At 58.5% G+C, this 22,735-nt stretch carries 17 protein-coding genes and 1 riboswitch; of the genes, 8 read left to right on the top strand and 9 right to left on the bottom strand.

Annotation, left to right across the window (positions count from 1 at the left end; translation table 11 throughout):
• Positions 1–17: 17 nt before the first annotated feature.
• Positions 18–2,261, bottom strand: coding sequence for a heavy metal translocating P-type ATPase (locus CXU21_RS08270; protein ID WP_180972729.1), 2,244 nt, complete (start codon positions 2,259–2,261; stop codon positions 18–20).
• A 172-nt stretch (positions 2,262–2,433) separates the two neighbouring features.
• Between CXU21_RS08270 and CXU21_RS08265 the strand changes: the two genes are divergently transcribed.
• Positions 2,434–3,393, top strand: coding sequence for a glycoside hydrolase family 16 protein (locus CXU21_RS08265; RefSeq protein ID WP_102714871.1), 960 nt, complete (start codon positions 2,434–2,436; stop codon positions 3,391–3,393).
• A gap of 145 nt (positions 3,394–3,538) precedes the next feature.
• Here the strand turns inward: CXU21_RS08265 and CXU21_RS08260 are convergent, their stop codons facing one another.
• The 4 genes from CXU21_RS08260 to CXU21_RS08245 form a co-directional block, all read right to left on the bottom strand.
• The gene (locus CXU21_RS08260; protein WP_102725695.1) at positions 3,539–4,210 is read right to left on the bottom strand and encodes a GDSL-type esterase/lipase family protein; all 672 of its coding nucleotides are present in this window, start codon (positions 4,208–4,210) and stop codon (positions 3,539–3,541) included.
• Positions 4,211–4,355: 145 nt separating this feature from the next.
• Positions 4,356–4,922, bottom strand: coding sequence for an elongation factor P (gene efp, locus CXU21_RS08255; protein WP_022396830.1), 567 nt, complete (start codon positions 4,920–4,922; stop codon positions 4,356–4,358).
• A 121-nt stretch (positions 4,923–5,043) separates the two neighbouring features.
• Positions 5,044–5,502 (bottom strand): hypothetical protein, encoded by a 459-nt coding sequence (locus tag CXU21_RS08250; RefSeq protein ID WP_102714867.1) that lies wholly within the window; start codon positions 5,500–5,502, stop codon positions 5,044–5,046.
• A 21-nt stretch (positions 5,503–5,523) separates the two neighbouring features.
• Positions 5,524–6,780, bottom strand: a complete 1,257-nt coding sequence (locus CXU21_RS08245) for an aspartate aminotransferase family protein (protein ID WP_102725694.1) — start codon at positions 6,778–6,780, stop codon at positions 5,524–5,526.
• Positions 6,781–6,972: 192 nt separating this feature from the next.
• Here CXU21_RS08245 and mscL point away from each other — a divergent pair, with 192 nt between their 5' ends.
• Positions 6,973–7,386 (top strand): large conductance mechanosensitive channel protein MscL, encoded by a 414-nt coding sequence (mscL, locus tag CXU21_RS08240; RefSeq protein ID WP_102725693.1) that lies wholly within the window; start codon positions 6,973–6,975, stop codon positions 7,384–7,386.
• 87 nt (positions 7,387–7,473) lie between these two features.
• Complete coding sequence (locus CXU21_RS08235) at positions 7,474–8,625, top strand: alkaline phosphatase (protein ID WP_102725692.1); 1,152 nt, start codon at positions 7,474–7,476, stop codon at positions 8,623–8,625.
• Between the two features lie 8 nt (positions 8,626–8,633).
• Here the strand turns inward: CXU21_RS08235 and CXU21_RS08230 are convergent, their stop codons facing one another.
• The gene (locus CXU21_RS08230) at positions 8,634–9,833 is read right to left on the bottom strand and encodes an MFS transporter (RefSeq protein ID WP_146017020.1); all 1,200 of its coding nucleotides are present in this window, start codon (positions 9,831–9,833) and stop codon (positions 8,634–8,636) included.
• A 156-nt stretch (positions 9,834–9,989) separates the two neighbouring features.
• Here CXU21_RS08230 and CXU21_RS08225 point away from each other — a divergent pair, with 156 nt between their 5' ends.
• Together CXU21_RS08225 and CXU21_RS08220 are read left to right on the top strand one after the other, a co-directional pair.
• On the top strand, positions 9,990–11,612 hold the full coding sequence (locus CXU21_RS08225; RefSeq protein ID WP_257997376.1) for a beta-N-acetylhexosaminidase: 1,623 nt from the start codon (positions 9,990–9,992) through the stop codon (positions 11,610–11,612).
• 90 nt (positions 11,613–11,702) lie between these two features.
• Positions 11,703–12,851, top strand: coding sequence for a M42 family metallopeptidase (locus tag CXU21_RS08220; protein ID WP_102714853.1), 1,149 nt, complete (start codon positions 11,703–11,705; stop codon positions 12,849–12,851).
• 208 nt (positions 12,852–13,059) lie between these two features.
• On the opposite strand, the gene CXU21_RS08215 is transcribed toward CXU21_RS08220, so the two are convergent.
• Positions 13,060–13,566: a hypothetical protein gene (locus CXU21_RS08215; protein ID WP_102714851.1), complete on the bottom strand. Its 507-nt coding sequence runs from the start codon at positions 13,564–13,566 to the stop codon at positions 13,060–13,062.
• Positions 13,567–13,771: 205 nt separating this feature from the next.
• On the opposite strand from CXU21_RS08215, the gene CXU21_RS08210 reads away from it, so the two are divergent.
• Complete coding sequence (locus CXU21_RS08210; protein ID WP_102714849.1) at positions 13,772–14,320, top strand: rubrerythrin family protein; 549 nt, start codon at positions 13,772–13,774, stop codon at positions 14,318–14,320.
• 259 nt (positions 14,321–14,579) lie between these two features.
• Here CXU21_RS08210 and CXU21_RS08205 read toward each other — a convergent pair whose 3' ends face one another.
• The gene (locus tag CXU21_RS08205) at positions 14,580–15,530 is read right to left on the bottom strand and encodes a hypothetical protein (RefSeq protein ID WP_146017019.1); all 951 of its coding nucleotides are present in this window, start codon (positions 15,528–15,530) and stop codon (positions 14,580–14,582) included.
• A gap of 519 nt (positions 15,531–16,049) precedes the next feature.
• On the opposite strand from CXU21_RS08205, the gene CXU21_RS08200 reads away from it, so the two are divergent.
• The gene (locus tag CXU21_RS08200; protein ID WP_102725688.1) at positions 16,050–17,774 is read left to right on the top strand and encodes a phosphoethanolamine transferase; all 1,725 of its coding nucleotides are present in this window, start codon (positions 16,050–16,052) and stop codon (positions 17,772–17,774) included.
• Positions 17,775–17,826: 52 nt separating this feature from the next.
• Here CXU21_RS08200 and CXU21_RS08195 read toward each other — a convergent pair whose 3' ends face one another.
• Positions 17,827–20,061 (bottom strand): glycoside hydrolase family 88 protein, encoded by a 2,235-nt coding sequence (locus tag CXU21_RS08195; RefSeq protein WP_102725687.1) that lies wholly within the window; start codon positions 20,059–20,061, stop codon positions 17,827–17,829.
• 230 nt (positions 20,062–20,291) lie between these two features.
• Positions 20,292–20,465, top strand: a riboswitch (cobalamin riboswitch).
• Between the two features lie 154 nt (positions 20,466–20,619).
• Between CXU21_RS08195 and CXU21_RS08190 the strand changes: the two genes are divergently transcribed.
• A complete protein-coding gene (locus CXU21_RS08190) occupies positions 20,620–22,716 on the top strand; it encodes a ribonucleoside triphosphate reductase (protein ID WP_102725686.1) in 2,097 nt (698 codons plus the stop codon).
• The last annotated feature ends 19 nt before the right edge of the window (positions 22,717–22,735 follow it).

Here is a 22,735-nt window from a genome sequence, read left to right as displayed (position 1 = left end):
AGAGAGGCAAGACCCTCTTATTTTTCCAGACGGGGCTTGAAGCCGCGCAACCGCAGGGAATTGAACACCACGCACAGGGAGCTCAGGCTCATGGCTCCGGCAGCAATCATGGGATTCAGCGTAAGGCCGAAGGCGGGATACAGGCACCCGGCAGCCAGCGGAATGCCGATGATGTTGTAAAAGAAGGCCCAGAAGAGGTTCTGCCTGATGATGTGCAGGGTGGTGCGGCCCAGTTGAAGGGCTTCCGCCACGCCCACGGGATTGCTTTTCATCAGCACAATGTCGGAAGACTCCATCGCCAGCTCCGTTCCGGATTTCATGGAAATGCCCACCCGGGCGCAGGCGAGCGCGGGGGCGTCATTCACGCCGTCACCCACCATCGCCACCTTGTCCCCCCGTTCCTCCATCTTCATCACATGGGAGGCCTTTTCATCCGGCAGAACGTCGGAAATCACTTCATCTATGTGGAGTTCTCCCGCCATGTGCCGCGCTGTGGCGGCGTTGTCCCCCGTCAGCATGACCACGCGCAGGTTCATCCGCTTCAGATTGTCCACGGCCGCGCGGCTGTCCGGTTTCAGGGAATCCGCCACCATGATCACTCCGGCGGGACGGTTTTCCCTGCCCACATAAAGCGGCGAGGCGCCCTGGCGCATGAACTCCCGAAGGCGCGCTTCCTCCTCCTTCCATGAAATCCCCCTGTCTTTCATGAAGCTGAGATTGCCCACCACGTAAGGCGCTCCGTCCACCGTACCGGAAATGCCGCGGCCGGGGACAATGGACAAATCAGCCACCGCGCGGATGGGGAGCTCCAGCAGCCGGGCATGGTCATAAATGGCTTTCCCCACCGGATGTTCCGAGCCCTGCTCCAGGGCTGCCGCCATTTCCACCAGTTCATCCGCATTCATGTGCTGTTCCGGCAGAACGGCCACCACCCGGGGCTCCCCTTCCGTGAGGGTGCCCGTCTTGTCGAAGACGACGGTATCCACGCGGCTCAGGGCCTCCAGGGCGCTGGCGGATTTGCACAGGATGCCCAGGCGCGCCCCCCTCCCCGTCCCCACCATGATGGCGATCGGGGTGGCGAGGCCCAGGACGCAGGGGCAGGAAATCACCAGCACTGCAATCGCCCTGGCAAGAGCGAAGGAAAAGCCCTCCCCGGCCATCAGCCATGCGGCAAACGCAACCAGCGCAATGGCAATCACCACGGGAACAAAGAAATAACATACCCGGTCCGCCAGCCGTGCAATGGGAGCCCTGGACTGGCTGGCCTGCTCCACCAGGCGGATCATGCGGGCCAGCGTGGAATCCCTGCCCACGCGCTCCGCACGGATTTTAAGATACCCGGCGCGGTTAAACGTGCCGCTGATTACCCGGTCCCCGGCGGTCTTGTCCACGGGCATGCTTTCTCCCGTCAGGTCGGATTCATCCAGGGCGGCCTGCCCCTCCTCAATGATGCCGTCCACCGGAACCCGCTGCCCGGTCTTTACTACCACCAGGTCCCCGGCCTGGAGCTCATCCAGAGGAACGGCCCGTTCCGCGCCGTCATGCCACACCAGGGCTTCCTGGGGAACCAGCTTCACCAGCCCCTTCACGGCGGCGTTTGTCTTCCGGTAGGAGCGGCGTTCCAGATACTTTCCCAGGGAAATCAGGGTGACGATCATGGCCGCGGACTCAAAATACAGCTCCATTCCGTCCACGCCGGCTCCCTGCCACAGCCCCGCAATCAGCAGATACAGCCCGTACAGGAAGGCGGAACCGGAACCGATGGCGATCAGGGAATCCATATTGGGTGACAGCGCGGCAAGCTGCCGCACTCCGTTGATTAAATAATGCCGGTTCAGCCACAGAATCGCGGCTGCCAGAATGCACTGCGCCCACAAATTCATCCAGAGCCCCCAGACTCCTCCCGGAACGGGCCAGTGCCACATGGGGCCCATGGACAGGTACATCAGCGGAACAAGCAGCAAAACGGACCAGACAAGGCGGGACCCGCCGTTTTCCTCCTCCCGGGCCTCTTCCTCCGCGCCGGAAAGCGGCGTCTCCTGCCAGGCCGCCAGGTGGAAGCCGGCTTTCTCCACCACCTTCGCCAGCCGGTCCCTGGCCGGGGAATCATGCTCCCGGAACATAACAGTCATGCGCCCCGTCAATAAATTCAGCTCCACGTGTTCCACACCCTCCAATTCCTCCACGGCGTGCTCCACCTTGGCTGCACAACCCGCACAGTGCATGCCGGAAACCAGATAATTCCTTTCTTCCATCATCATTAAAATCGGGGGGTATGTTACGGAACCCAATAAAGGCCCCATGTTGTTAGAGGACACTAACACATCAATCCGGTTTCTCAAGCCGCTTTCGTGGCTTCACCTTTTTCCAATAAAAAATGACAAAAAAACACCCGTGCCAGCGTATCAAGAAAAACACCTTCATTCTTTCCATATGAACTCTCCCTCCTTCTTCCGGATTCTGGCCTGTACGGCTCTCCTTGCCTCCCCTCTGCACGCCCAGCTTTACACCCTCCACGGGGACGGCGTCAAAAAGACTGACCGGGTGGTGGAAAAAGCGGATTATTCCGATTATGAGCTCGTCTGGCACGACGAGTTTAACAAGGACGGTCGCCCGGACCCTGCCAAATGGAATTACGAGCACGGTTTTGTCCGCAACAAGGAAGCGCAGTGGTACCAGCCGGAAAACGCCGAATGCAAGGACGGGATGCTGATTATTGAGGGCAGGAAGGAAAAGCATGCCAACCCCCATTACGATCCGGAAGGAAAGAACTGGCAGACCACGCGGAAGGAAGCGGACTATACCTCCGCCTCCCTGACTACGCGCGGCAAATTCTCCTGGCTGTACGGCCGCTTTGAAATCCGCGCCAAATTCAGCCCGCGGGAAGGGATGTGGCCCGCCTTCTGGACCCTGGGAGTCAAGGAAGGCTGGCCCATGTGCGGAGAAATAGATATCATGGAGTACTACCAGTCCACCTACCTGGCCAACCTCTGCTGGGGCTCTTCCAAAAAACACGTGGGGAAATGGAGCTCCACCTATACGCCGCTGAAATGGCTTCTGGAGAAACACGCAGACTGGGCGGACAGCTTCCATGTCTTCCGCATGGACTGGGATGAAAAGGAAGTGCGCCTGTATGCGGACGACATTCTGCTGAACAGGACTTCCCTGGACAATACCATCAACGCCGTATACAAGGAAATCGCCAACCCCTTCCGGCAGCCCCACTTCATTATCCTGAACCTGGCGATGGGGTCCACCGGCGGCGACCTGAACAAACTGCCCCTGCCCCAGAAATATGAAATAGACTACGTCCGGATTTACCAGAAAAAGGATTCCCCCCACAAGGGGACCATCCCGGCCCAGCCGGAAAAGAAACAGCAGGCCTCCCGCTAACCGTTCCGTTTTAAGACAGGGACGTACGGGATGGACGGAAGGGGCAAAGTAAAAAGGAATTCCAGCGCCCCTGCGCCCGTAAGTCCCCTTTACCCCCTGTCTTCTCCTGTAAAAAGCCTCCGCCTCCGGGAACGGGGGCAGGCCGTTATTCCAGGGACTTTCCCTTGAGAACCAGGAGAATGTGCTCCGCCATGAGGGCGTGCCCTTCCGCATTGGGATGCACGCCGTCCACCAGCAGGCTGCCCTTGTCCTTCATCACCTTGTTGAGGTCGATCACTCTGGATTTGGTGCTCTTGGCTGCCTGCCGGATAAGGGGAATGATTTCCTTCTCAATGCATTCCCTGCTGATTCCCCCTTCCCTGGCCTCCTGGGAGGGGATGGGCAGCAGGCAGTAAACCTTCAGTTTGGGATTCTGCTTGCGGAACTCCGCGATGATCTCCTTGTAATCATCCACAAAATCATCCTTGTGGATCCAATTTACCTTTTTGCTGTCATTGGTGCCCAGGCCGATCAACAGCATGTCAGGCTTGAATGCCAGCGCATCCTGATAAGCCTTCTCCCGCGTGATGGGGCGGTCTCCCTTGAACAGCAGGCACCGGGCGGAAACGCCGAAGTTCCCTACTTCCGCCTTCTTGTCCAGTGCCTTCGCAATCCGGGACGCCCAGCAGTCTTCCTTCCTGACCCCCATCCCGGCCGTGATGCTGTCCCCCAGACAGGCCAGTTTCACAGCAGCGGCGCAATCCACAGGCAGAAAAGCGGCCAGCAGGCCTATCCACAACAAGACAATAAACTTTTTCATGGAATAAAATATTGCCATGAAAATGGCTTACTGGAAACGGCTCCGAATGTAAAGCACGTACCCCGGCCCGTTTTCTGGTCTTTTTCCACGCGGCCCCGGGCATGAAAAAGCCCCGGCCGGGAAAACCGGCGGGGCCTCTTGAATGCTGAGAAAAGGGAACGTTTCAGTTCACGCGGCCCAGGTAGGAACCGTCTTCCGTCTTCACGGAAATCTTTTCACCGGGCTTGATGAAGAGGGGCACCTGCACCACCAGTCCGGTGGTCATTGTGGCGGACTTGTAAACGTTGTTCGCGCTGTCGCCCTTGACGCCTTCCGGAGCTTCCGCCACTTCCATGGTGATGGCGGCGGGAAGTTCCACGGAGACAACCGTTTCATCCGTGAAAAGGAGGATGTAGATATTGCCTTCCATCAGGTAGTCCTTCACGGGTTCCACGATGTCCGGAGACACGGTGATGTCTTCGTACGTATCGGGATTCATGAAGTGGTAGCCCATGCCGTCAATGTAGCTGAACTCATATTCCTCACGGGCGAGGTTCACGCCTTCCAGGGATTCATTGGAAGTGAGGCGAAGGTTGTACACCTTCTTGGTGGAAATGCTGCGGATGCTCATTTGCACATAGGAAGCCATGCGGGGGGGGCACTTGTGCTCCATGCTGACTACGACGCAAACGTCATTGTTATGATTAACCGCGTGTCCCTTGCGAAGATTGATTACGGGTACTTTTGCCATGCGGCCCGTACCATACCATGTTTTTCCCTCCCGTCAAGCTGAAAAAACGCGCCAAACCCTTGATGCGCTTGGAGAAAACGCCTTTTGCACGGCAGCGAAAACAAGCGGAAAAACGCCGTTCTCACCGGCTGATATCCTGCTGGAACAGGACCTTGATGCCGCTGGAATTCAGCACGGTGCGCCCGAAGTTGAGGTCATCCACATGGAGGGCCACCAGGGAACCCCGCGCCGCACAGGGCAGGAGCGGATACAGGAAGTTGACGTTCATTTCCGCAGCATACAGCACGTCCAGGCATTTCTTGAGGTCCGCGGGACCGTGGCGGAGGACGGCCACCAACACTTCAGATTCCGTGTAGCAAATGCCCTTTTCCAGAAAGATTTCCGATGTCCGCTCCGGGTCGCTGACGATCAGGCGCGCAATAGTCGCCTCATGGCAGTCATGCATGCTGAAGCCCAGGCAGAAGATGCCGTGCATGTCCAGCAGGCCGAGGAGGGCGGACAACGCCCCCACCCGGTTCTGGAGCATGATGGAATATTGCTTTATCGCATTGCCGGGGGCTTTGATGGATTCTTCCTTCATGACAATAAAGCAGGGGGGGTGCTATTTAACGTATGTCTTAAGCACGCGCCTGATGATGGCAAGCGCCTGCTGGACTTCTTCTTCACTTACGTTCAGGGGAGGCAGGAGACGTACGGTTTCCGGTCCAGCGGGAACGGAAAGCAGGCCCTCCTGCCGCAGGGCTTCCACTACCACAGAGGCAATCGTCTTGCCTTCCGGCGCGTCCACCATCTCCGGGTTGAGGCCGATGCCCAGCAGAAGGCCCAGGCCGCGCACGCCCTGAACCACGGGCAGGTTCCAGGATTCTATTTCCGCGCGGATTTCCGCGCCCAGGCGCTGTGCCCGTTCCGGGAGGCCCTGGGAAACTATTTCCCTCAGCACGGCCAGGCCCACGGCAGTGCCTAGCGGATTGCCGCCGTACGTGGAACCATGGGAGCCGGGGTCCATGATGGAGGCAAGCTCCGTGCCCTGTTCGTCAATGGCGCGGTCGGAAATCCAGAAGCCGCCGATGGGGAAACCGCCGCCAAGAGCCTTGGCCCAGGAAACGCCGTCCGGCTCCACATCCGGAGCCACGGCGCGCCATCCCATGATGTCGCCGCAGCGGCCAAAGCCGCACTGCACTTCATCCATCAGCAGCAGAAGATCGTGCTCTTTGCACAACTGGGCCAGGCCGCGCAGGAATTCCGGAGTCACGCAGTTGACGCCGCCTTCCCCCTGGATGGTTTCCAGCATGAAGGCTACCGTTTCCGGCCCGATGGCTTCGCGGGCCGTTTCCAGGTCATTGAAAGGCAGGTGGCGAAAGCCCGGCAGCATGGGGTCAAAGCCTATCTTGATTTTATCCTGCCCCGTGGCGGACATGCTGCCCAGCGTTCTTCCGTGGAAGGATTTGTTGAACGTAAGCACTTCATAACGGGGCTTGCCGTCCGCCTGGGGCTTCCGGTGGCCGTAGCGGCGGGCCACCTTGATCAAGCCGTCATTGGATTCCGCGCCGCTGTTGGAGAAAAAGACCTTCCCGGGACGCTCCACGCACTTGGTCACGATGAATTCCGCCAGATCCGCCTGCTGGGGAATCTGGTACAGGTTGGAGCAGTGCACCAGCGTGGCCGCCTGCTTCTGCAGGGCCTGCGTTACCGCGGGATGGCAGTGCCCCAGCACGCAGGTGGCGATGCCGGCACAGAAGTCCAGATAGCACTTCCCGGAGCTGTCCCACAGGCGGGAGCCTTCCCCGCGGACGGCAGCCATGGGATAACGGCCATAGGAATGAAGTACGTACTGGTTGAGTTTTTCTTCTGTGTTCATAAGCTAAGGTAATACGTGTGTAGTTTGCGCTTCTGGCTTCGTCTGTAAATGATTTTCTTGGGAGCCACGTCATGATTCTCACATTTTGCCGGGAACGGTGGTCATACTTCTGTTCCGGAGGGAGAAGTTCATTTTTCTTTTCTTTTATTCTTTTGCCTTCAGAATGCAATAAATCATCAACACCAATTCATCATGGCCCGCTTTTTCAACGTCAAAGGATTTCTGGAGGAATTCAAGGCATTCGCCCTGAAAGGCAACGTGATTGACCTGGCCGTGGCCGTCGTCATCGGCGCCGCGTTCAACAAGATTGTTTCCGTCTTCGTCTCCAGCATCATCACCCCCATCATCGGTTACCTCACCTCCGGCGTGAACCTGGCCTACCTGACCTTGAAACTGGGGGATGTGGAACTGAAATACGGGGAACTGCTCCAGGCGACCATTGACTTCGTGATCATTGCCTTCTCCGTCTTTGTGGCGATCAAGCTGATCGGCACGATGAGGCGGAAAAGCGAAGAAACGCCTGCGGCCCCCACGCCCAAGCCGGATGACGTCGTCCTGCTGGAACAGATCCGGGACATCCTGCAAAAACAGGCGGACGCCAAATAACCGCCCCAGGCTTCCCGTGCCGGTTCCGCGCGGATCCGGCACATTTTTCCTCTTTACTTGTTCCCGCACGGGCGGGAAAGTGGCAGCATGATTTCCCTGCTGCGTCCCTTGGCCTGTGTCCTGCTGCTCGTCCCTTCCCTGCTCACGGCAGGGGAGGCGCAACGCTTCGTTCTGGAACATCCCTACCAGGTAACGGAAATCCGGGAGCCGGACCGGAACGTTCCCGTGACCAGCGTCATCCTGATGATCGGGGACGGCATGGGCATCCATCACCTTTCCGCGGCCTGGGCGGCCAACCGCGGACGTTTGTTCATTGAAAACTGCCCGGTAACGGGCATCTCCAAAACATGGTGCGCGGACAAGCTGGTGACGGATTCCGCCGCCGCGGGAACCGCCATGGCCACCGGAACCAAGACGCTCTACAAGAGGGTGGCCGTGTGCCCCAGGGGCGGCAAGCTGGATTCCCTGGTGGACAAGGCGGCGGACATGGGCAAATCCACCGGAGTGGTCGCCACCTGCGAGCTGAATGACGCCACCCCGGCCGCTTTCTGCGCCAATAATGAAAAAAGGTCGGATTCCTACGGCATCATCGGGGATTATCCCCATTCCCGCGCCGACTTCATTTTTGGCGGCGGCGGCAAGTATTTCACGCAAAGACCGGACGGGAGGGACATTTTCAAGGAGATGCAGGCGCAGGGCTACCGGATCGCCCGCAACTGGGAGGAAGCCGCCGCACTGCCGCCCGGAAAAACGCTGGCCGTCACCGCCCCCGGCAACCTCCCCCCTCCCTCCAGGCGGGGAGACGTTCTGCGCCGGGCCACGCTGAAGGCGCTGGATACCCTATCCCGTAATCCCGAGGGATTTTTCCTGATGGTGGAAGGCTCCAACATTGACAAGGCCGCGCACAGCAACAAGCTGGAGGAAATGATGGAGGAGCTCCTGGATTTTGACCGGACAGCCGGGGCCGTGCTGGACTGGGCTTCAAAACACCCCGGTACCCTGGTCGTCATCACGGCGGACCATAACACGGGCGCGTTCGCCCTCACGGGAGGCAACCGGGAAAAAGGGGAAATAACAGCCCGGTTCGGCTCCGGCAGCCATGACGGCATGGCCGTTCCGGTATACGCCTTCGGCGCGGGAAGCGGCGCGTTCACCGGCATTTACGAAAATACGGACATCTTCCGCAAGATCATGGAGGCCTTCAAAAAAGGGGCGGTCAAACCCGCACCCGGGCGTTAGGCCTTCCGTCAGGCTCCGTTCCGCCGCGGCCCGTCCATGTGCCGGGCCACCAGCCCGGCCCCGGCGGTAGCCAGCCCGCCGATCAGGAACACCGCCTGCGGACCGCCCGTGTTCATCCAGATCACGCCGCCCAGCACGCCGTAGGTGATGGAGGCCACATGGTTGATGGCCAGCCCGGTGTAAATGCTGGGCGTGATGTCCTCCGGCTTCTCGCAGATGCGGGCCACATAAGTGCTGCGGGCCATGCCCAGGGCGAACAGCAGGTTATCCAGTACAAAACAGGCGGTCACTACCCCCACGGCCCAGTGCAGGGGCAGCAGCTCCGGGGCAAAGGCGTACGCCAGGCACAGGAGGGACAGCGCAATGCTGTCGAAAATCGTCACCTTCCGTTCCCCGTACCGCTTGATGCTCCAGCCGATGAGGGGCTGCGTGACCAGCCCGATGATGCCGGCAATGAGCAGGGTTTTCCCGATGTATCCGGGCGGCTGGCCCAATGTGCTGACCATCAGCCAGAAGCCGAAAGTCAGATAAAGCTGCTTGCGGATGCCGTGCAGGATTTCCAGCCCGTAATAAACGGCATACCTGCGCTTGAAGACGAAGCACTGCCGCCACCCGCGCCGCTGCGGGAATACCGGCGTTTTCACACGGCTCAGGAACAGGAACGCCAGCAGGCACACGCCGCCCGTGACGAAAAAGTCCACGGCAAAAGACTGGTTGAATTTCCATTTGATCCACACGCACAGCGCGCCCAGCAGCGCGGCCGCCGTTCCCAGCGCCTTCATCTGGCCGAGCCGCAGGCTGCGGTTCTCCGGCCTCGCCGTGTGGATGACGATGGTATCAATCATGCCCATCAGGATATGCTGCCCCAGGCTCACCGTCAGAATCCACGCGGACAGCGCCCACAGGCTGGTTCCGGCGCCGCAGAAGGCAAGCGCGTACATGCCGCCGAACATCAGCAGGCACGCCACCCCGGCCATGCGCACCTCATTAAACATGAACAGCAGGCTGACCACAAACAGGGACAGGATGCCGGGCAACTCCCGGGGGAGTTCAATGAACCCGCGCATCTCCACGTCCAGATGCTGGGCGTCACGGAGGAAGTTGCTGAAAATGAGGTCATACACGCCGCTCCCGAACTGGCCCAGAAAAAGCGCCAGCAGTACAAACACCATCGTCTTCCTGATAGGCGGGGAAGCGGGATTACTCATAGGGCCGGGATACTCTCACAGGAACCCGGGCGCGGCAACCGCTATTTTTACGCGGAGGCTTTTCTGCCCATGGAGGGAAAAAGACGCCGCAGGGAAGAATTTTTTTGGGAAATGCAGCGTACTTAAGCTATGGTTTCCAGACATCTTTTCCCTGCCATGGCTTTCAGCTTATCCTCGTTCTGCTGGGGCGCCGCATCCGCCCCGGTCCAGGAAACGCCGCATATCATTCCCCTGCCCGCGGCCCTGCAGGTTAAAACCGGGGAACCCGGCTTCTCCCTGAAAGAAGGCGTCAAGCTGCCGGAGGGGCACCTCCTCTCCACCCGGGCGGAACGGATTTTCCGTGATAACGGCATCAAAACGTCGCTGGCCAAATCTGGAGCGGACGTCCTCTTTACGGAAGACTCAGCCCTGGGCAGGGAAGGCTACCGCATTGCCGTAACGCCGGATTCCATTTCCATTGCCTCCGGGGGTCCGAACGGCGCCCTGTACGCTCTTCAGAGCCTCATGCAGAGCATCGTCACGGACGGGAACGGAGCCCCCGCCCTTCCCCGCATGGACGTGAAGGACCAGCCCCGCTTTGCGTGGCGCGGCCTGATGATGGACAGCTGCCGCCACATGATGCCCGTACGGGACATTAAAAAGATCCTGGACCTGATGGAGAGGTACAAATTCAATACCCTGCACTGGCACCTGACGGACGACCAGGGGTGGAGGCTCCCCATAGCCAAATACCCCAGGCTCACGGCTGCCGGAGCCGTCCGCGCGCAATCCCCCGTCATCGGCAACCGCAACAAGCCGGACGGCACCCCTTACTCCGGCCACTACACCGCGGACGAAATCCGGGAGGTGGTTCAATACGCCAAAGACCGGGGCATCACCGTCATCCCGGAGGTGGAACTGCCGGGCCACGCTTCCGCCGCCATCACCGCGTATCCGGAACTGGGCAACACGGACATTCCGGGCTTTGCGCCCAAAGTGCAGGAAACCTGGGGCGTCCACCCCTATACGTTCTCCCCCACGGAAAAAACCTTCCGGTTTCTGGAGGACGTAATTGACGAAGTGTGCCTCCTGTTCCCGGACAGCCCCTATATCCACATCGGCGGGGATGAAGCGCCCAAGGACCAGTGGAAGCAGTCCCCCGCGGCGCAGCAGGTCATGAAGGACAATGGCCTTGCCAACGAGAACGAACTCCAGAGCTATTTCATCCGCCGCGTGGAAAAAATGATCAACAAGCACGGCAAGAGGCTCATCGGCTGGGATGAAATCCAGGAGGGCGGCCTCTCCCCCACCGCCACCATGATGGTTTGGCGAAGCTGGATGCCCAACAGCGCCCGGCACGCCCTGGCACAGGGCAACGACGTGGTGATGACGCCCAACAGCCACCTGTACTTTGACTATGACCAGGGCCCCGGCAAGCCGTCCGCCCCGGAATATGAAACCATCAACAACGACAACATGACCTGGCAGCGCGTGTACTCCCTGGAACCCATTCCGCAGGGTACGCCGAAGGAACAGGAAAAACAGGTGCTGGGCTGCCAGGCGAACGTCTGGACAGAATACATTCCCAACCTGCCGAAATGGGAATACCACGTCTTTCCCCGCGCCCTGGCCTTGGCGGAGGTCGCCTGGACGCCGCGGGAACTGAAGAATGAGAAGGACTTTAAAAAGCGCCTTGACCGCGAACTCCCGTTCCTGGACGCCCGGCGCGTCAACTACAAGCGTCCGGACAACGGGGCTCCCGCGCAGCCGGATGCCGTCATTACCCGGGAACGCCGGTAAAAACGGGAGGAACGCCCCTGCCGGGCCTCCTTCCGGAGGCCGCATTATGGACTAGCCAACCTTCACGAAAACCAGTACATTGGCGGCATTATGAATTTGGAACTGCTTCGTCAGGTTTGCGTAACTCCGGGCGCTCCGGGGTTTGAAGACAAAATCCGTGATTTCATCATCCAGGAAGTGGCCCCGCTGGTGGATGCCGTGCGCGTGGACAATCTGGGCAGCGTCATTGCCATCGTGGAAGGCAAGGACACGGAAAAAACCATGATGGCCGCCGCCCACATGGATGAAATCGGCTTCATGGTCCGTCACATTGACGACAAGGGGTTCATCAAATTCCTCCCCCTGGGCGGTTTTGACGCCAAGACGCTGACGGCCCAGCGCGTCATCGTCCACGGCAAAAAAGACCTCATCGGCGTCATGGGCGTGAAGCCCATCCACGTGATGTCCCCGGCGGAACGCACCAAGCTGCCGGAAGTGACCGATTTCTTCATTGACCTGGGCATGAGCAAGGAGGAAGTGGAAAAATACGTCTCCGTGGGCGACTCCGTCACCCGCGAACGCGACCTGGTGGAAATGGGGGACTGCGTGAACGTGAAGTCCCTGGACAACCGCGCCGGGTGCTACGTGCTCATTGAAGCCCTCCGCGCCATCAAGGCTTCCAAAAAGAAGCCCTCCTGCAACTTCGTGGCCGCCTTCACCGTACAGGAGGAAGTGGGCCTGAGAGGCGCCCAGGCCGGCACGCTGGACATCCAGCCGGACTTCTCCATCGCCCTGGACGTCACCATCGCCTGTGACATTCCCGGCACCCCGGCTCACGACCAGGTCTCCCATCTGGGGGCGGGGGCCGCCATCAAGCTGTATGACGGCTCCGTGATTGCGGACCGCCGCATGGTGAAGTTCATGAAGGCCATGGCGGACGCCAACAAGATCAAATGGCAGGTGGAAATGCTGCCCGCAGGCGGCACGGACGCAGGCGCCATGCAGAAATTCGTACCGGGCGGCTCCATTGCCGGGGCCATCTCCGTTCCCACCCGCAACGTTCACCAGGTTATTGAAATGGCGCATAAGGATGACCTGGACGCTTCCGTAGCGCTCCTGACCGCCTGTGCCATGAACGTGGACAAATGGGACTGGTCCTGGAACTCCGTCAATGAATGCCCTGTGGAAAAACCCGCCAAGGCATCCAAAACGGCAGCCAAGCCCGCCAAAGCCGCCGCCAAGAAGAAAAAGGCCAAGTAACGCGCCTTGCCGCTGATTCATCACCCCCCGGCAGGCCGCCCCGGAAACGGAGGCGGCCTGCCTTGTTTTTAGACATCTTTCCACGTTTCCAAGCATCCCCGCAGGCCGCCGTACCCGTGGTCTTGCCCCGTTCAAACGAGAAGCCGCCCCATAAAAAATCCTCCGGCATCCACAGATACCGGAGGAGAATCAATCCTGGAAAAGAAAGTTACTTGGCAGCGGGAGCGGGAGCTTCCTTGGCAGCAGGAGCGGGGGCCGGAGCGGCATCCACTTCCACTTCTTCCTCCTCTACTTCCACGCCTTCTTCCGGGCCGGAGGCTCCGGTCTGCTTCATGGCGTCTTTCAACGCCTGGCTGCCGAAGAAGTCAGCCTGCTGCAAACGCTGCATGTCAGTCATCATGCCCATGAAAATAGGCAGAAGTTCAGCCTGGCGCGCCTGCATGGCGGCATCCATTTCAGCCTGGACCTTCTGGGCGCTCTTGGAAAGAGCTTCACCCTTTTCATTGATCTTGGCCATCTTTTCAGCGGCCGCGTCTGCGGTGGCCTTGTCCTTCACCGTGCTGAGCGTGGCGGACATTTCCTTCATCAAAGCCAGCATCTGGTCAGCGGCTTCCTTCGCTTCCTTGGAAACTTCAGCGGCCGGCGCGGTGGGCGCGGCAGGGGTTTCAGCGGCCGGGGCGGGTGCCGGAGCCGGGGCGTCCTGAGCGGAGGCCATACCTGCAAATGCCAGGGCACATGCCGAACTAATTGTTACAATGCTCTTCATAACGTTTCCGTTGTACAGGTTCACCATGCACCCGTCAATGACTCATTGTGTAACATCTCCCCGTGATGCCGCAGAAAGAGGAATTTGCATTTTTTCCGCACTAAAAGGATTTTTTCAGTTGCATCTTTTTAGAATTATTATAAATTCATTCCCGATGACTAAAACCATAGAAAACCTGAAAGCCGCCATTACGGGAGAAAGCACAGCCTCCGCCACTTACGCAGCCTATGCCGCCAAAGCCGGACAGGAAGGGCAGCCCCTCATTCAACGGCTGTTTGAAGCCGCTTCCAAGGCCGAGTCCGTACATGCCGCCAACCACAACAAGGTTTTGGAAAAACTGGGCGCAGCCATGGACCCCATCGACATCCAGATTCACGTAGGAACCACCGCGGAAAACCTGAAAGCCGCCATTGCCGGGGAAACCCATGAATTTGAAAGCATGTACCCCGAATTCATTGCCGTGGCGGAAGAGGAAGGCCAGAAAGCCGCCGTCCGTTCCTTCACATGGGCCACGGAAGCGGAAAAGGAACACGCAGATTTTTATGCCGCCGCCCTCAAGGCGCTGGAAAACGGAGACACCAGCGCCCTTCCCAGGCAGTACTGGATCTGCCTGGTCTGCGGGGACACCTTCAAGTCCCTGGAAGGCGTGGAAGCCTGCCCTCTCTGCGGCACCAAGGCTGAAAAATTCCTCGTCATCGGATAAGCTCCGCCTGAGCACCGGAGGCCATCCATGGCACAAGAAACCCGCCCGGAGCATTCCGGACGGGTTTCATTTGTGGGAAACGCAGCAACCATAACCCCACGGAAGCTCAATTGTTAAAAGAGCGCAGCACATCAGAATTAGCTTGACGAACCTGCTTATAAGCTTTCATAACCGTCCACCCTTGAACAGGCCAGTACCAGCGCGCGCACAGCCTTGTCTTTATATCTAAGTAGAGAGCCGACCCGAATTACCTCTCTTATCAACGGCATTTTTCAAAAATTATCTTCTCACTTTTAATGTGAACAATGCCGGTCGAGACCTGTTTAATCTCAATTTCTCTGCTGCTATTTTCATCAATCAGGGAAACGTCACAGTCCACCCGGCAATCTTCGACTTTATTTGTGAGTTTGAATGTTGTATTTTCAGGAACGTAAATATATGTATGGTCGCAGGTCGATTGCTGAAAAATGATTTTATCAAATTTGATCGCATGAAGTTTAAAAAATCTACAGGTGGATATCTGATTGATTTCAATGATTCCCGCGCAAACACCAAAATACGCTTTTGCACAAGTAGAAATTGAAATAAGGACCCGATTGGACATTGTGGTTCTAATCGCGTCCTTTTCTTTAATATCACCATTTTCATCGGCTCCCGCGCATACCAAGGCCGCAGTCCTGATGTAGATATTGATATCTCCCCCGGTCTCTATATTCTTAAGTTCCAAATCCGTATTGCTATCCACCTGAATATCAAGCTTAAATTGATTAGATACCTCAAAATTGGTTACCTTCCCATGTCCGTTTAACTGATGGATGAGCGTATCGCAAAAACCTCCGTCATCGTCTGATTCGCGTTCACCGTTTTTGCCATTTGGAATTTCAATTCTTCCATACACATTTTTCCCTTTCCCTATTAAATGGTGAAGTCCTGCTGCCTGACAAAACACATCAGAACCATTCTGATTGAAGGCCATCCGGGCGATATCCTGCAAAGACAAGACCGTTCCCTCTGGCAAATTCAGAGAATTTGCATAGTCCAAAATTCCAGAAACGCAACATTTCGTAACCAGACTATAAAGAGCCACCGCCTCCGGAACGGAATAATGTTTAGTTAAATCCACCCCCCGTTCCAACAATCCCTTTTTCAATGTTTTGAAAACACTACCATCGATTCCATTCAATTTTATTGTATTCATTTTTTGATTCATATTCCGATATAAAAACTAGAACAGACTTCATTCTCCATCATGCAATATTCCATATTTAATTTCAATAAAATAAATATTGCATATTTTCAGTATTGCGCTTTTTCTCTGTGTTATTTGTTCCCAAGAGGAAAGAGTGGGATTGCTTTCATCTGTTTCAATATAGGGATAATCCCATATCTTTAACGATTGGCTCTTATGCTGCAAACGAATATTAATGGAACCCGGCCAGCGCCACTATTATGAGGATAAAAAGGCTTAACCTATTTCCGCCAACCGGGCAGCTTACAAGCATTCGTGCTCTCAAAACGCCGGAACAATAAGGAAGAGGCCCACAAATGGACGGGCCCTGCCTGCGCTATCGTTATCTTCCCGCTTTCTAAACGATTTGCGTACTTCTACGCAGGCCTCTCCCATTTCTCCATGGAACGTCTCCCCCCACATTCTGCTTGAGGATCACCATGAAACCCTTACAATGGTCCACCCCTTCAAGCAGGAAGAATACTTTATCCTTTCTTTGCGATGACCCCTCCCCATGCATCCACCCGTTCCGCAGAACGGTACGCGGACCAGCCAGGCGTTCTTTCCGCCGTCTTCCAGGCTCTTCGCGCCGCGTTCTTTCCGCGCCGCATGCGCTGCCTGTGGGCGGCCGGCCTTGCCGCGGCCCTGGTGGTGAATCCGTATGTATTGAACGACGGACAGAGCGTGCTGATGAGCTGCATGGGCATTGCCTGTTCCGCCTCCCTGCTCTGCGGCATTATCCTTCTTTGCCTGAAATACCGCTTCACCGCGTACGTTGTCCTTCCTGCCGTCATCCTGTTCAACGCCGGCCTGTACATGATGCAGATGCGGTACGGGCTGACCCTGAACCTCTCCGTCCTTTCCAGCATGGCGGAGACCAATTTCCGGGAGGCCTGCGCTTTCTGCACTGCCGCCTCCGTCACCGGAGCCCTGCTGCTGGCGGGTTTCATCTACCTGGCCATTTACTGGAGCCGCCGCTCCCTGCGCCAGAAGGCCACGTGGGGCGCGCTGGCCTGCATCTGGAGCCTGTACGGAATCTTTCTGCTGCTGGGCATTCCGGCCACCTCCTACAGCTCCGAGCCCCTCTATCTTTATTACACCTCTGACAAGGCCAAGGGCTGGCCCCTCGTGGACTTCGTGATGGCGTACAAGCTGGCGGACGAATACGTCACCCAGGACGCAAGCCGCTTCAATGAACTCCGGAACCTGCCGTCCTGCGCGGAACCCCTCTCCGGGTGCGACGCGCCGGACGATCTTGCCGTGGTATTCCACATGGGCGAGAGCGTGCGCGCGGACCACCTTTCCCTCAACGGCTACCACCGGAACACGATGCCCCTTCTTTCCCGGGAACCCAACGTCGTTTCCTTCCCCCACGCCACCTCCTTCGGCATCGTGACCAGGATTTCCGCCATCGGCATGTTTACGGATGCGGAACTGTCCCGCCGCCGTCCCGCCCATTCCTCCTTCATTGACCTGTTCAACAAGCACGGTTTTCGCACCGTCCGGATCATGGACCTGTGCGGAGACTCCATCCATGACTATTCCCTGGGCATCCTGACCCGGAACTGCCGGGAACGGAAGCAGACGGCGCCCCTTCACCAGACGCCCGGAATGATGCAGGAACGCACCTCCCTGGTGATGGAGGAAGCCCTGAAACAGCATGGGAAGAGCAAGCAGTTTTACGTCATTTACAACAACGGCAGCCACATGGCGTTCAGTTATCCGGAGCAGGCGGAACGCTTTACCCCGGCGTCCTGCAACATGGACGACCCCAAGGCCCGTCTGGAAGAAACCGTCAATGCGTATGATAATTCCATCGTGGATCTGGACGCTTCCGTCCACCGCATGATTGCCCGGTTAAAGGACAGGCCTGCCATTTATTTTTACTGTTCCGACCACGGCGTAGCGCTGGGAGAAGAGGGAAAAATGTTCCAGGGGCACGTACTGCCGCCGGTTTACCGCCCCGCGATGTTCGTCTGGTATTCGGACGCCTTCGCCTCACGCTACCCGGAGATGGTGCGCGCGCTGAAGGCCAACCGTCTGAAAGCCGTTTCCCACGACCACATTTTCCACACCCTTCTTTCCCTGGCCTCCATCCGCTCGGAAGTCGTCAGGAACGGCCTGAACCTGGCCTCTCCGGATGCCCGGGAAACCCCGGCGCCCTTTCAACCGGAAGTGCTGGCGGAGTGGCAGGCCGCTCCCGCACCGCCGCAGCCGCTTCCGTAAAAAAGCGGCAGCGCCGTCATCCTCTGCGGGGAGCGGCAGGATAGGACGAACTCTACCGTACCCGGACTTGCAGGGGATGCCTGACGCACTCCCGGACGCGGCGCGCCTCCGCCTCCCAGGCGGCAGAGGATTTGATAGTAGAAGCCTTGTTCCAAACCGCCCCCAGGAACCACTCAAAGGGCTTTCCGTTAACCGCCTCCGTAACCCAATAGGTACAGCCTTCCGGATCCGCTGCCCCGCCTTCCGGAAGCCATGGCACGATCACGGCGGTTCCCAGGCATCCGTCATTCTTCCGGGGCCTGCTCCACGCGGTAATCAAGCCGCCGCCTTTCCGGTCCTTCGTAACCGTTTCATAAGCATTCCTGCCCTTTCCGGTATCCATTCCCACGCCGGCCTTCACCGTTTCAGCCCCCTGGATGGTCAAGGTGCTGCGGACTTTGGAAAAACGGCTTCCGGCGTCCAGAGTCACCCTCCGCGTTTCCGCCACGCGTACGCCGCCGCCCACGTCCCACGGCGCATAACCCACTTCAAAGGCGGTCTGGACCGGACCGTTGTACAGAGTCCTGGCACTGGACCAGTTGCCGGACACATGCGGTTTCCCATCCCTGAACGCGGCGATGCCTCCGCAGCCGCGGCCCGGTCCCACATTGTACATGTCCAGGCCGCTGCCATGGTCCCGGTGATAATCGCCCTTCTTGTAAAATTCATTGATGACAGGCACTCCCGGATACTTGCTCCACACATCCGTTCCGCTGGAAACCAGGCCCTCCCCCGCCGGAGCGGGCCTGGCAACGGCAGGCCCGTAAATCCGGTGCGCCGTCACATCGTTTTCCCAGGCAAAATCATCCAGTCGTTCCGGCACCGCACGGCTGTAACAGACATCCGCGGAAGGAGCCGCCTTCAGGGAGGAATCATTCAGAATCCAGAAATCACGGACTGTTCCGGGCCGGAAATTACCTTGGAAGAAAAGGGTATCCTTCCTGCCGTCTTCATCCGTATCCGCCAGTTGGTGCGGGATAACGCGCCCATGGCGGACGTCAAACACGCGAAGGGCGGCGGTATTCCCGGAAACTCCGGACGGCCACGGCACCGATACGGTCTCACCTGGGCGGAACGTATTCAGGGGGTTCGTGACGGTCACGGTCTTTTTCTGCGGATGGCTCCGGCCAATGACGTATTTGCGCAGTTCGGTCCCGGCCATCAGGTAGGCGCCCGCGCCATATGCTTCCGTATCCTCCCCGGAATAATGGCCCGGCTTGTCCGCAATGGGCTGCACCCAGCCCAGCGCGCCTTCCGCGCTGACGGAATCACAGGCGGCCTTCCACGCCCTGCGGATGACGGGAAGGTACTCATCCGCATCCAGATACCCCTGGTTCACCCCCCACAGCATCCCGTACATGATAAAGAGGGTGCCGCTCATCTCCTTCAAGGGGGGCTCTTCCGGGTCCAGCAGGCTGGCGTGCCAGGAACCGTCGGGCGACTGGCATTTTTTCAGGGCCGCCGCCAGGCGCTTGAGCAGATCCACGTAAAAAGGGCGGGAGGGCCAGTCCGCGGGCATGTCCTGAAGAATAAGCGGCAGTCCGGCAATCACCCAGCCGTTGCCCCGGCTCCAGAACATCTTTTTCCCATTAGCCGCCGGGATGGTGAAATAACGGGAATCACGGAAAAACAGGCCTTCCTTCCGGTCGAAAAGATAGCCGCAGGTGAGCTTGTATTCCCTGTCCATGAATTCCAGATACCGGGGGTTCCCGGTATAGGCCGCCAGCTTCACGAACACGGGAGGTGACATGAACAAGGCATCCGACCAGCTCCAGCGGTCCTGGCAGTCGGGAGTCCCGAACTGGAGGGAAGCGGAGGATGGCCGGTTCATCACCCCGTCCAGCACGGCGCGTATTTTCTCCGCCGCGGCGGGATTGCCGTCCTCCATCGCCATTTCCATCCAGGCATGCCCCACGGCGTGATCGTCCGCATGGTAATGCCGTTTCAGGGTTTTCCATTGCTGCCCTTCCCCAACTTTCCGCAGCAGCGGCAGCCCCGGTCCTTCCGGAACGGCCAGGCCATACTGCGCCAGGCCGGAATAAAAGGCGCCACAGGCCCAATGCAGCGGCGAGCGTTTTTTGGGATGCTCCGCCTGCCATTTCGCCACCAGGCGGAGATTATCCCGGATGGTCTTTTCATTCCAGTCCGCGGGAGCGCCGGAAGCGGGACTCCCCGCAGAAAGCGCGGGAAGAACCAGCAGCAGGAAGGATTTACGCCATCCGTTTTTTGAAAAGGAAAAGAAATTCATTTGACTGGTACGGAAAAAGCCGCGCTGAAATTTCTCCGTGAGGAATGAATCTTCCCTTTTCGGCCTGTCCCGTTTTCCCCCGGTCCCCGGAAAGGGGAGGCAAGGGCATATATGGTGCCATGACGGAAAGGAATGCCGCGTTATCAATCATTCCGCATCCGGAACATACAATATGATGTATACTAACAAATATTTGATACATCATTTATACATTTTCCTTGCGGGGGTTCTCTTTCTGTGGTTCATTGCGTTTCAGCGCAGGTAACGGAAGACGGTGAAAATCCGTCGCGGACGCGCCGCTGTAACCGGTAGACGATGGACCGGACACTGACTGCCAGCAGTCGGGAAGTCCCCATCACATGTCGCACCGGAAGCCAGAAGACGACCTGATGCCCCCGTATCCCATCCCGCGGACAGGATGAACATACGCACAGGTCCTCATCGTGCCCCTTGTTACAGTAATGCACGCATGCAGCGGCCCCTGCCTATGATTTTTCCAGGCTTTTGCCCAGGCTCGCGGATGAGCGGTCATCATCCCTTCCAAGCGAGACACCCACCATGGCAACAAGCATCATCAAGCGTTCCGGAAAAAAGGAACAATACCAGGGCTACAAAATTGAGGAAGCCATCAAGAACGCGTTCCACAGCTCCGGCACCGCCTACAATCGTTCCATTTATGAAGAAGTGGAAGCCAAGCTGAGCCATCAGGACAGCGCGCATGTGGAAGAAATCCAGGACATGATCGAACGCGCCCTGTTCCGCTGCGGATACTTTGACACGGCCAAGACCTTCATCACCTACCGTTTCCTGCACAAAATGCAGCGCGAGCAGCTCGGGGGCCTCTATTCCGGCAACACGTACGTGGACTGCAAGCAGACGGTGGAGGAATACATCGGCCAGAGCGACTGGCGCATCGCCGCCAACTCCAACACCACATATTCCAACGCGGGGCTGATCAACAACACGGCGGGCAAGGTAATTGCCAACTACTGGCTGGACCAGGTTTATTCCGCACGGGAGGGGGCCGCCCACCGGGAAGGAGACTACCACATCCATGACCTGGACTGCCTGACCGGGTACTGCGCCGGGTGGAGCCTGCGCAACCTGCTCAACGAAGGCTTCAACGGCGTGCGCAGCCGCGTGAACAGCAGGCCGCCGCGCCACTTCCGGGAAGCCCTGGGCCAGATGGCCAACTTCCTGGGCATTCTGCAAAGCGAATGGGCCGGAGCCCAGGCCTTCAGCTCCTTTGACACCTTCCTGGCTCCCTACGCCTTCAAGGACCAGGCGGATTTCACGCGCATCAAGAAAGACATCCGCAGCTTCGTCTACAACCTGAACGTGCCCTCCCGCTGGGGGCAGTCCCCCTTCACCAACGTCACGATTGACTGGACCGTGCCGCGGGACCTGCGGGACCAGGCCCCCTTCAGCGGCGGGGAGCACCTCTTTGAAGGGGTGGAGGACCCGGCCCTGATCGCCCTGGCGCGGGAACGCGGCGCGGACAAGCTGACGGAACTGACCTACAAGCACTTTCAAAAGGAAATGAACCTGATCAACAAGGCCTTTTACGAGGTGCTCACGGAAGGGGACAGCACCGGGCAGCCCTTCACCTTCCCCATCCCCACCGTCAACATCACGGAAGACTTTGACTGGGAAGGGGAAAACGTGCCCCTCCTGTTTGAAAACGCCGCCAAGATCGGCTCCTCCTACTTCCAGAACTTCATCGGCAGCCAGTACACCGTGAATGAACACGGGGAACGCGTGGCGGACGAACGGGCCTATAAGCCGGACGCCGTGCGCTCCATGTGCTGCCGCCTCCAGCTGGACCTGCGGGAGCTGCTCAAGCGCGGCGGCGGCCTCTTCGGCTCCGCGGAAATGACCGGCTCCATCGGCGTGGTGACCATCAACCTGGCCCGGCTGGGCTACCTGTTCAAGCAGAACCGGGAAGCCCTGTTCGCCCGGCTGGGGGAACTGCTGGACCTGGCCAAATCCTGCCTGGAAAAGAAAAGGGCCTTCGTCCAGGAGATGTATGACCGCGGCCTGTACCCTTACACCAGGCGCTACCTTCCCACCTTCCGCAACCACTTTTCCACCATCGGGGTCAACGGCATGAACGAGCTGCTGCGCAACTTCTCCAATGATACGATGGACATCACCTCCGAGGAAGGCAGGGCCTTTGCGGCGGAAATCCTGGAATTCATCCGCCTGCGCATGCAGGAGTACCAGGAGGAAACCGGCAACCTGTACAACCTGGAAGCCACGCCCGCGGAAGGCACCACCCACCGCTTCGCCCGGGAGGACCAGAAGCGCTATCCGGACATCCTCCAGGCCGGGCCCGTGGGGCAGCGTTATTACACGAACAGCTCCCAGCTCCCCGTGGACCATACGAGCGACCTGTTCCGGGCGCTCCAGCTCCAGGACGAACTCCAGTGCTGCTACACGGGGGGAACCGTCTTCCACATGTACATGAATGAAGCCATCAGCTCCCCGGAAGCCTGCCGGGACATCGTCCGCAAGGTGCTGACCCGCTTCCGCATGCCGTACCTGACGGTCACCCCGCTCTTCTCCGTCTGCGACAAGCACGGCTACCTGCGCGGGGAGCATGAATACTGCCCCTTCTGCGATGAAGAGCTGCTCCACATTCACAGGCACGAATAACCCTTTTCAACCAGCCGCC

It is taken from the genome of Akkermansia muciniphila, from assembly GCF_002884975.1.
Taxonomy (GTDB): Bacteria; Verrucomicrobiota; Verrucomicrobiia; order Verrucomicrobiales; family Akkermansiaceae; genus Akkermansia; species Akkermansia muciniphila_C.
This window is presented reverse-complemented; position numbering and strand designations above follow the sequence as displayed.

Coding starts and splice junctions, on each gene's coding strand:
- CXU21_RS08270 (WP_180972729.1), bottom strand. CDS start 2,261: ATGATGATGGAAGAAAGGAATTATCTGGTTTCCGGCATGCACTGTGCG.
- CXU21_RS08265 (WP_102714871.1), top strand. CDS start 2,434: ATGAACTCTCCCTCCTTCTTCCGGATTCTGGCCTGTACGGCTCTCCTT.
- CXU21_RS08260 (WP_102725695.1), bottom strand. CDS start 4,210: ATGGCAATATTTTATTCCATGAAAAAGTTTATTGTCTTGTTGTGGATA.
- efp (WP_022396830.1), bottom strand. CDS start 4,922: ATGGCAAAAGTACCCGTAATCAATCTTCGCAAGGGACACGCGGTTAAT.
- CXU21_RS08250 (WP_102714867.1), bottom strand. CDS start 5,502: ATGAAGGAAGAATCCATCAAAGCCCCCGGCAATGCGATAAAGCAATAT.
- CXU21_RS08245 (WP_102725694.1), bottom strand. CDS start 6,780: ATGAACACAGAAGAAAAACTCAACCAGTACGTACTTCATTCCTATGGC.
- mscL (WP_102725693.1), top strand. CDS start 6,973: ATGGCCCGCTTTTTCAACGTCAAAGGATTTCTGGAGGAATTCAAGGCA.
- CXU21_RS08235 (WP_102725692.1), top strand. CDS start 7,474: ATGATTTCCCTGCTGCGTCCCTTGGCCTGTGTCCTGCTGCTCGTCCCT.
- CXU21_RS08230 (WP_146017020.1), bottom strand. CDS start 9,833: ATGAGTAATCCCGCTTCCCCGCCTATCAGGAAGACGATGGTGTTTGTA.
- CXU21_RS08225 (WP_257997376.1), top strand. CDS start 9,990: ATGGCTTTCAGCTTATCCTCGTTCTGCTGGGGCGCCGCATCCGCCCCG.
- CXU21_RS08220 (WP_102714853.1), top strand. CDS start 11,703: ATGAATTTGGAACTGCTTCGTCAGGTTTGCGTAACTCCGGGCGCTCCG.
- CXU21_RS08215 (WP_102714851.1), bottom strand. CDS start 13,566: ATGGCCTCCGCTCAGGACGCCCCGGCTCCGGCACCCGCCCCGGCCGCT.
- CXU21_RS08210 (WP_102714849.1), top strand. CDS start 13,772: ATGACTAAAACCATAGAAAACCTGAAAGCCGCCATTACGGGAGAAAGC.
- CXU21_RS08205 (WP_146017019.1), bottom strand. CDS start 15,530: ATGAATCAAAAAATGAATACAATAAAATTGAATGGAATCGATGGTAGT.
- CXU21_RS08200 (WP_102725688.1), top strand. CDS start 16,050: ATGACCCCTCCCCATGCATCCACCCGTTCCGCAGAACGGTACGCGGAC.
- CXU21_RS08195 (WP_102725687.1), bottom strand. CDS start 20,061: ATGAATTTCTTTTCCTTTTCAAAAAACGGATGGCGTAAATCCTTCCTG.
- CXU21_RS08190 (WP_102725686.1), top strand. CDS start 20,620: ATGGCAACAAGCATCATCAAGCGTTCCGGAAAAAAGGAACAATACCAG.